The 8,537-nt window shown below is 70.5% G+C and carries 9 protein-coding genes; 5 read left to right on the forward strand and 4 right to left on the reverse strand.

Annotated elements, in window-relative coordinates; all coding sequences use genetic code 11:
- Positions 1-97: 97 nt before the first annotated feature.
- Positions 98-1,588 carry a 30S ribosomal protein S1 gene (gene rpsA, locus ACFWGZ_RS36755; RefSeq protein ID WP_045315762.1) on the reverse strand — a complete coding sequence of 497 codons (1,491 nt, stop codon included), beginning with the start codon at positions 1,586-1,588 and terminating at the stop codon, positions 98-100.
- Positions 1,589-1,768: 180 nt separating this feature from the next.
- Here rpsA and ACFWGZ_RS36760 point away from each other — a divergent pair, with 180 nt between their 5' ends.
- The 5 genes from ACFWGZ_RS36760 (at position 1,769) to ACFWGZ_RS36780 (ending at position 6,726) form a co-directional block, all read left to right on the forward strand.
- Complete coding sequence (locus ACFWGZ_RS36760; protein ID WP_382456202.1) at positions 1,769-2,602, forward strand: class I SAM-dependent methyltransferase; 834 nt, start codon at positions 1,769-1,771, stop codon at positions 2,600-2,602.
- Positions 2,603-2,612: 10 nt separating this feature from the next.
- Positions 2,613-3,533 carry a GNAT family N-acetyltransferase gene (locus ACFWGZ_RS36765; protein WP_382456203.1) on the forward strand — a complete coding sequence of 307 codons (921 nt, stop codon included), beginning with the start codon at positions 2,613-2,615 and terminating at the stop codon, positions 3,531-3,533.
- 78 nt (positions 3,534-3,611) lie between these two features.
- The gene (locus tag ACFWGZ_RS36770; protein ID WP_382456204.1) at positions 3,612-4,241 is read left to right on the forward strand and encodes an ABC transporter ATP-binding protein; all 630 of its coding nucleotides are present in this window, start codon (positions 3,612-3,614) and stop codon (positions 4,239-4,241) included.
- Positions 4,238-6,154, forward strand: coding sequence for a YhgE/Pip family protein (locus ACFWGZ_RS36775; protein WP_382456205.1), 1,917 nt, complete (start codon positions 4,238-4,240; stop codon positions 6,152-6,154). The genes ACFWGZ_RS36770 and ACFWGZ_RS36775 overlap by 4 nt, the downstream gene beginning before the upstream one ends.
- The gene (locus ACFWGZ_RS36780; protein WP_382456206.1) at positions 6,151-6,726 is read left to right on the forward strand and encodes a TetR/AcrR family transcriptional regulator; all 576 of its coding nucleotides are present in this window, start codon (positions 6,151-6,153) and stop codon (positions 6,724-6,726) included. The genes ACFWGZ_RS36775 and ACFWGZ_RS36780 overlap by 4 nt, the downstream gene beginning before the upstream one ends.
- A gap of 9 nt (positions 6,727-6,735) precedes the next feature.
- Here the strand turns inward: ACFWGZ_RS36780 and ACFWGZ_RS36785 are convergent, their stop codons facing one another.
- From ACFWGZ_RS36785 to ACFWGZ_RS36795, 3 genes are all read right to left on the reverse strand, one after another.
- Complete coding sequence (locus ACFWGZ_RS36785; RefSeq protein ID WP_382456207.1) at positions 6,736-7,314, reverse strand: DUF4328 domain-containing protein; 579 nt, start codon at positions 7,312-7,314, stop codon at positions 6,736-6,738.
- 94 nt (positions 7,315-7,408) lie between these two features.
- Positions 7,409-7,921 carry a hypothetical protein gene (locus ACFWGZ_RS36790; RefSeq protein WP_382456208.1) on the reverse strand — a complete coding sequence of 171 codons (513 nt, stop codon included), beginning with the start codon at positions 7,919-7,921 and terminating at the stop codon, positions 7,409-7,411.
- Entirely contained in the window at positions 7,918-8,490 is a 573-nt protein-coding gene (locus ACFWGZ_RS36795; protein WP_382456209.1) for an AAA family ATPase, read from the reverse strand. Before ACFWGZ_RS36795 ends, ACFWGZ_RS36790 begins: the two co-directional genes overlap by 4 nt.
- Between the last annotated feature and the right edge of the window lie 47 nt (positions 8,491-8,537).

The following is an 8,537-nucleotide window of genomic DNA, read 5'->3' on the forward strand; positions in this document are numbered from 1 at the left end:
GTCCCCGGTGGTGCGGGACCGGCAGACCCGCCGGACACGCGGAAGGCCCCCGCGCCGGAGCGCGGGGGCCTTCGGAATGCGTCTGGCCAGGCCGGACTCACATGCCGCCCGACAGCTTCTCGCGGAGCGCCGCGAGCTGCTCGTCGGAAGCGAGCGTGCCACCGGACTGGGCCGGGGCACCGACCGAAGCGGAAGGCGCGTCGCCACCGGAGGTGTAGTTGCCCGCACCCTCGGCCGAAGCCTCTTCCTCGGCCTCGGCGGCCTTGCGGATCTGCTTCATGTGGGCCTCGTAACGAGTGTGCGCCTCGGCGTACTGGCGCTCCCACTCCTCACGCTGCTTGTCGAAACCGTCCTGCCACTCCTGGGTCTCCGGGTCGAAGCCCTCGGGGTAGATGTAGTTGCCCTGGTCGTCGTACTCGGCGGCCATGCCGTACTGGGTCGGGTCGAACTCGGTGTCGACCGTGAAGCCCTCGTTGGCCTGCTTGAGCGACAGCGAGATCCGGCGACGGTCGAGGTCGATGTCGATGACCTTGACCATGACGTCGTCGCCGACCTGCACGACCTGCTCCGGGATCTCGACGTGGCGCTCGGCCAGCTCGGAGATGTGGACCAGGCCCTCGATGCCCTCGTCCACGCGGACGAACGCACCGAACGGAACCAGCTTCGTGACCTTGCCCGGCACGATCTGGCCGATCGCGTGGGTGCGGGCGAACTGGCGCCACGGGTCTTCCTGCGTGGCCTTCAGCGACAGGGAGACGCGCTCGCGCTCCATGTCGACGTCGAGGACCTCGACGGTGACTTCCTGGCCGACCTCGACGACCTCGGACGGGTGGTCGATGTGCTTCCAGGACAGCTCCGAGACGTGGACGAGACCGTCGACGCCACCCAGGTCCACGAAGGCACCGAAGTTGACGATCGAGGACACGACGCCCTTGCGGACCTGGCCCTTCTGCAGCTGGTTGAGGAACTCGCTGCGGACCTCGGACTGGGTCTGCTCGAGCCACGCGCGGCGGGACAGGACCACGTTGTTGCGGTTCTTGTCCAGCTCGATGATCTTCGCCTCGAGCTCGCGGCCGACGTACGGCTGGAGGTCGCGGACGCGACGCATCTCGACGAGCGAGGCCGGGAGGAAGCCGCGGAGGCCGATGTCGAGGATGAGGCCACCCTTGACGACCTCGATGACCGTGCCCTTGACGGGCTCGTCCTTCTCCTTGAGGGCCTCGATGGTGCCCCACGCGCGCTCGTACTGGGCGCGCTTCTTGGAGAGGATCAGGCGGCCTTCCTTGTCCTCCTTCTGGAGAACAAGCGCCTCGACCTCGTCACCGACCTTGACAACCTCGTTGGGGTCGACGTCGTGCTTGATCGACAGTTCGCGCGAGGGGATGACGCCCTCGGTCTTGTAGCCGATGTCGAGCAGGACCTCGTCCCGGTCGACCTTGACGATCGTGCCCTCAACGATGTCGCCGTCGTTGAAGTACTTGATCGTCTTGTCGATAGCTGCGAGGAAGTCCTCCTCCGTCCCGATGTCGTTGATCGCGACCTGCTTCGGCGCAGCGGCAACGGGGGCGGTGGTGGTGTCGGTGGACATTAGGTAGGTGGCTCCGGTACGGATTGGCATCGATTGGCTGGTGGTGGTGCGCGCGCAGCGACCCGGAAACCTTGACTCCGAACGGTTCTGGATCATGGGCAGCGCTAACCCACTACGCACGCGATATCGTACGCGGCTGCGAGACCCGCAAGCAAACCAGCCCCCATGTGAAGGAGCGGTGTGTCCAACCAGCACGCGAGCGCGGAGCAGGCGCTCGGCACGGCCGGGATCGTGAAGCGCGGAGCGGACGCCGCCGAGTCCCGCCTGGCGAACCGGATCTGGTGGGACGCGGACGCCGACGACTACCACGAGACGCACGGCGACTTCCTGGGCGCGGCCGACTTCGTCTGGTGCCCCGAGGGCCTGCGTGAGCAGGACACCCGCTTCCTGGGCGAAGTCGCTGGTCAGCGCATCCTCGAGGTCGGCTGCGGCAGTGCGATGTGCGCCCGTTGGCTCAAGGCCAACCACGCCGACGTGACCGCTTTCGACATCTCCGCGGGCATGCTCCGGCACGCCCGCAAGCACAACGAGGAGACGGGGGTCGACGTCCCGCTCGTGCAGGCGAGCGCCGACCAGCTGCCCTTCCGGGACGCGAGCTTCGACGCCGCCTGCTCCGCGTTCGGCGCCGTGCCGTTCGTGGCGGACGTGCGCGAGGTCTTCGCCGAACTGGCCCGAGTGCTCAAGCCGGGCGCGAGGTGGGTCTTCGCGGTGAACCACCCGATGAGGTGGATCTTCCCGGACGACCCCGGCCCGCTCGGCCTGACGGTGACGCAGTCGTACTTCGACCGCACCCCGTACGTGGAGGTCGACGAGGAGGGCCGCGCCACCTACGTCGAGCACCACCGCACGCTCGGCGACTACGTCCGCGCGCTCACGAGCACCGGCTTCGTCGTCGAGGACCTGGTCGAACCGGAGTGGCCGGCCGGGCACACCCGCAACTGGGGCCAGTGGAGCCCCCTGCGCGGCAAGCTCTTCCCCGGCACCGCGATCTTCCGGACCCGCCTGACGTCGTAACCTCACGCGCATGACCTCGGCACGCGGGCTCGTGGCGGCCCAGTCAGCACGTTTCGCGTCGCTGGACCCGTTGCTCCCGCCCGCCGCCGAACCACCGATGGACGGCCACGTGCTCACGGCGGCCCTCGCGGACGGCGCGCGCATCGCGGGGGTCGTCAGCCACCAGAGCTTCGAACCGCACTCGATCACCCGGCTGTGGTCGGCCGCGGAGGTGTGGGAGCTGCTCCCGCTCGTGGGCTCGACGCAGGGCATGGACGCGCTCCTGAGCCGGTGGCGCAAGCACCTCGACACCCAGGAGATCGGCGAGGACACGGCGTGCGTCGTGCACTGGCCGAGCCGGGACACGAGGGCAGCGCGCGCGTTCCTGGACCACGGCCTGGTGCCGCTGTCGGTGCTCGGCGTGAGGTTGCGCGCGCCGAACGACCACGCGCCGCGCACGCTCACGATCCGCCGCGCCACCCCGCACGACCTCGAGGCGGTGCTGGAGCTGTCGCTCGCGGAGCTCGAGTACTCGTCGTTCGTCGGCTCGACGGTCGTGCGCCCGGACGCGGCCGCCGTCAAACGACGCGCGCTCGCGGAGCGCCTCGACACCGCGAGCCCGATCTGGCTCGCCGAGCGCGACGGCGTCGCGGTGGGGCTGGCCGAGTGCGCGATCGTCTCGTCCGAGCCGGGCACGGCCGCGGAGGTGCGGCTGCCGCGCGGCCGCTGGGGCTACGTGAACTGCGTCTCGGTGCTGCCGGGCGCCCGCGGCACCGGCGTCGGCCGGCAGCTCGTCGCGCACGTCCACCAGGAGCTGCACCGGTCAGGCGTGGTGGGCACGTACCTCTACTACAACCCGCCGAACCCGTTGAGCAGCGTCTTCTGGCCACGGCAGGGCTACCGGCCGCTGTGGACCGTCTGGGAAGTACGCCCCGCCTCCGCCCTTAGGTGACCTATGTCCGGGTTGCAGCGCGCCCCCGCTCGGAGCAGAATTTGAACTGACCGGTCAGTTCAAAGGAAGGGCAGGGCAGTGGAGATCCACGCGAGCCGCGCAGGCGTCAACGGGGGCCATGGTCCCCTGCTCCGGCCGACCTCGCTGACCGTGCGGCCGGGCGAGCTGACCCTGGTCGCCGGCGAGCCCGGCACCGGTCACACCGCGCTCGGCCTGCTGCTCTCCGGCCGCATGAAGCCGTCCACGGGCACGGTCTCGCCGGACGCGAAGACGTTGCGCAAGCGGGTCGTGCTCGTCGACGCCCCCGAGGTGAACGAACCGGAGGAGTCGCTCAGCCTGGCCGCCGTCGTCGGCGAGGAGCTCGCGATGAACGGCATGCCCTCGGGCAAGAAGGCGGTGCACGACTGGTTGGTGGAGCACGCCGCCGACGAGCACGCATCCCTCCGCTTCGAACACGTGCCGGCGCAGACGCGGTGCGCGGTGCTGCTCGACCTGGCCGCCGCCCGCCCCGGCGTCACGGCGCTGGTCCTCGACAGCCCCGACCGCTACCACCCCGACCCGCGCGAGTGGTTCGCCCTGGCGAACGACCACGTGACCCCCGAACGGTCCGTCGTCGTCCTGTGCTCGAACTCCTCCGCTCACATCCTCGGCATCACGCACGCGCGCCTTGGTGAGGACAACGCCACCAAGATGGAGATCACCGCATGAGCGCCCTTCGCATGGCCTTCAACGAGCTGCGCCGGATCACCTCCGGCAAGCTCCCCAAGCTCGCCGTCCTGGCACTGGCCCTGGTGCCGCTGCTCTACGCGTCGCTTTACCTCTACGCCAACAAGGACCCGTACTCGAACCTCGACAACGTCCCCGCCGCGCTGGTCGTCAAGGACAAGGGGACCGAGGACGTCAACGCCGGTAAGGAGGTCTCGGACGAGCTCCTCAACGGCAGGAAGTTCAACTGGAAGGTCGTCGACGACGCCGACGAGGGCGTGCGCAAGGGCGAGTACGTCTTCGCGCTAACGCTGCCGGAGGACTTCTCCGAGGCGCTCACGTCCGCGGAACAGCAGAAACCGCGCCAGGGCGTGCTGACGCTGACGACCAACGACGCCAACAACTACCTCGGCAGCACGATCGCGAACCAGGTCGTGTCCGAGGTGCGCCGCGCTGTGACGGCGAAGGTCTCCACAGAGGCCGCCGACAAGCTGCTGCTCGGCTTCTCCACGATCCGCCAGGAGACCACCAAGGCGGCCGACGGCGCGACGAAGCTCGCCGACGGCGCCGCGCAGCTGCGCAACGGCGTGAACGACCTGGACAGCGGCCAGCGCCAGCTGCTCGACGGCGCCACGCAGGCGGCCAACGGCGCTGTGCAGCTCCGCGACGGCACGCACCAGCTGCGGTCGCAGACCTCGGTCCTGCCCGACAGCACCCGCCAGCTCGCGGGCGGCGCGCGTCAGGTCGCGAACGGCAACGAGACCGCGGCGACCCAGGCCGAGGAGTACGCGAAGAAGGCGCAGGCGCTGGTCGGCGTGCTCGACCAGGCCGACGGCGACATCGCGACCCGGTTGCGCGCCCTGGGCTTCACCGAGGACCAGGTGCAGCGCGTGCTCACCACGATCGGCCAGGTCCGCAAGCCCGTCGACGACGCCAACGGCAAGGTCCAGGGCGCGGCGGGCGACCTGCGCAAGCTCTCGAACGGCGCGGACCAGGTGGCCGACGGCGCCGAGCTGCTCGCGTCGAAGATGCCCGCGCTGGTCGACGGCGTCGGCAAGCTCGACGAGGGCGCGACGAAGCTCGCCGACGGCACGGCGCAGCTGCGCGACGGCGAGCAGAAGGCCGTCGACGGCACCACGAAGCTCAAGGACGGCGCGAACCAGCTCGCCGACGGCTCCGCCCAGCTGCGCGACGGCCTCACCGGCGGCGTGGACAAGATCCCGAACGCCGACGACCCGACCCGTGCCGCGATCGCGCAGGCCATCGGCGACCCGGTGGCGGTGCGCGGCCTGTCGCAGACGAAGGCGGCGACGTACGGCGCGGGCCTGGCCCCGTTCTTCCTCGGCCTGGCGACGTGGATCGGCGCGTTCGTGCTCTTCCTGCTGCTGCGCCCGCTCTCACGCCGTGCGCTCGCCGCCGGTCAGTCAGCTCTGCGTGTCGCGTTGGGCGGATGGCTTCCCGGTGCGTTGCTCGGCATCGTGCAGGTGCTCGTGATGTTCACGGTCGTGCGGTTCGTCGTGGACATCGAGCCCTCGAACCCCCTCGGCACGTTCGGGTTCCTCGTGCTGATGTCACTGACGTTCGTCGCGATCCTGCACGCGCTCAACGCCGCGTTCGGGGCCGTCGGCAAGTTCCTCGGCCTGATCCTGCTGATCCTGCAGCTGGTCAGCGCGGGCGGCACGTTCCCGTGGCAGACGATCCCGGTGCCGCTGTACCCGCTGCACTACGGCCTGCCGATGGGCTACGCGGTCGACGGCCTGCGCCACCTGATGTACGGCGGTGACCTGGGCATCGTGGGCCACGACGCAGTGATCCTTCTCGCCTGGCTGGTCGGAGCCCTAGCCTTGACGTCCGTGGCGGCCTACAAGCAGCGGGTGTGGACAGCGTCGAGGCTGAAGCCGGAGCTCGTGCTGTGAGCGCGCGGACGACGGCGACGAAGCAGAAGCTCTTCGACGCGGCGCTGAAGCTGGTCGGCGAACGCGGCGCGGCGTCGGTCACGGTCGACGAGATCGCGGCGGAGGCGGGTGTCGCCAAGGGCACGATCTACTACAACTTCGCCTCGAAGGACGCCCTGGTCGAGGCCCTGCTGCACCACGGCGTGGAGATCCTCGCCGCCCGGCTGCGCTCGGCCGAGAGCGCCGACGACTCGCTGGAGGCGCTGGTCGACGAGATGCTCGGCTTCTGGGCCGAGTACCCGGCGTTCGGCCAGCTGCTGGTCTCCGAGCTGTGGCGCACGCCCGGCCAGTGGCACGGCACCCTCTCGCTGCTGCGCGACGACATCGTGTCGATCGTGCGCGGCCAGATGAAGCGCCTGTCCGACGCGGGCCGGCTGCCCGAGGGCGTCGAGGTGGGCACGGCCTCGGCGGCGCTGTTCGGCACGCTGCTCGTGATCGCGCTCGACTGGCAGGTGTTCCAGCCGGAGCGGTCACGGGCGGAGGTGCGCGAGTCGGTCATGCTGCTGGTGCGCGGGATGCGCTCGGCGCGCTGACCCGCACGGTCACGCGCTGACGGGAACGGCTTCCTGCATCGCGGCGACCCGCTCGATCATCCGTGCCGCCAGGACGGCCGCGACGACCAGGCCCGCGCTGGAGACCGTCGACAGCAACGCGTGGTCGTCCGGCGCGGCGCGGCCGGAGACCAGGCCGAGCGCGTTCGAGCCGATGTAGGTGATCCACCAGCCGGTGACGAGACCGCTCTGGGGTCGCTGCTGGAGCCCGACCGCGGGCTGCGTCCGGTCCGACCCGCGCCAGATGTCCTGCATCACCGCGTACGGGATGACCAGGTTGCCGAACGGGATGATCCAGCCGACGACCACCCACATGGTCGTCCAGCGGTGCTGGTGCCTGGACGTGATGACGTCGGAGTTGAACCGTGCCCGGCGCATCCAGGCGATGAACAGCACACCCGCGACGACCTGCACCAGCAGCGCGACGAAGGTGGCGGCCAGGGCCGTGGCCTCGTCGACGGAGATCCACAGCAGCACGGCCGTGACGACCTGTGTCGCCGCGGAGAACGCGATCACCCACGTCGCCACCGTGCCGATTCCGCGCACGGGTCTGACAACCTCGGAACTCACGGGAACTCCCCCAGGAAAAACACACGTCCCCCGACGTCGTGGGGGACCCTACATCCTCATCACCGATCGGACGGTGAGGATGACCGAACGCGCGTCAGCGGACGTCCTCGTGGTGCAGCGACGGCGGCCGCCCCTCCAACGCCCGTTCGACGGCGTCGAGCACCGCACGGCTCGTGCGCTTCGACGCGTCGTGCGAGAAGTGTCCGAGCAGGACCTGCTGCGTCGGGTGCTGCAGCACGGGATCGGGCACCGGCGCGCAGGTGTGCACCTCCACCACCGGCGCCCCCTCGGCCAGGAGGTGCCGCACGGCCGTGAGAACGCTCGCGCGATAGCTGGTGTGCACCCACGCCACCACCAGGTTCACCGGGTGGCCCTGCAACTCGTCGGCGACCTCGGCCGCGAGGTCGGCGGGTCTCGCCCAGTCGGCCCTGACCCACGTCGGCCGATGGCCGCGGCTGATCGACGCGCGCGCCGCGCGGCCAGGGCCGTCGTCGGCCATCAGCGGCCGGGTCCGCGACGGCAGCACCACGCGCCACCCGCGTTCCAGCAGCTGCCCCGCGCAGCCCGCCAGCATTCCGGTCCCGCCGAGCACCAGCGCCGTTCTCACCGAGCACGCTCCTCCCCGACCGAGGCCAGCGGCCCTGCCAGCCACCGTTCGACCTGTGCCTGCCCGCGCAGCCGGACGACCACGACCTCTCCGGCCAGGGCGAGCACCCTGGCCCGGTTGCGCCGGTAGGACTTCCAGCCCCACCGCAGGATGTGCCCGGGGTCCGTGAACACCGACCACAGCGGCGATTCCTGGTTACCGTTCCACAACTCCACCCTGGCCGCGCGCCGTTTGACCGTGCGGCTCACCAGGCGCGTCATCACCGTCGTGAACGGGTGGTCGAGCCACACCACGGTGTCCGCCCGGCGCAGCAGCACGGGCCGCACGTCCTTGTACTGGTACTCGGTGACCCAGAGGTCCTCCTGCGCGAACGCGGCGACCTCGGCGGCGAACTCCGGGCGCGGTGTCCACCGCGGGCCCCAGTAGAGGCTGTCCAGCTCGACCCGGCGCAGGTCACGGCTGCGGGCGATGCGGAGGCAGAGAGTCGACTTGCCCGCTCCGGCGTTGCCGGCGACGAGGACGCGCCGCGGCACGTGCGGCAGCGGGTCGGCTGGTCCGAGCAACGGCATCGGGCCAGGCTAACGAAAAACGGCAGGGCCCCCGGGAAGTCCCGGAG

The organism is Lentzea sp. NPDC060358 (genome assembly GCF_042725365.1).
GTDB lineage: Bacteria > Actinomycetota > Actinomycetes > Mycobacteriales > Pseudonocardiaceae > Lentzea.

Coding starts and splice junctions, on each gene's coding strand:
- rpsA (WP_045315762.1), bottom strand. CDS start 1,588: ATGTCCACCGACACCACCACCGCCCCCGTTGCCGCTGCGCCGAAGCAG.
- ACFWGZ_RS36765 (WP_382456203.1), top strand. CDS start 2,613: ATGACCTCGGCACGCGGGCTCGTGGCGGCCCAGTCAGCACGTTTCGCG.
- ACFWGZ_RS36775 (WP_382456205.1), top strand. CDS start 4,238: ATGAGCGCCCTTCGCATGGCCTTCAACGAGCTGCGCCGGATCACCTCC.
- ACFWGZ_RS36795 (WP_382456209.1), bottom strand. CDS start 8,490: ATGCCGTTGCTCGGACCAGCCGACCCGCTGCCGCACGTGCCGCGGCGC.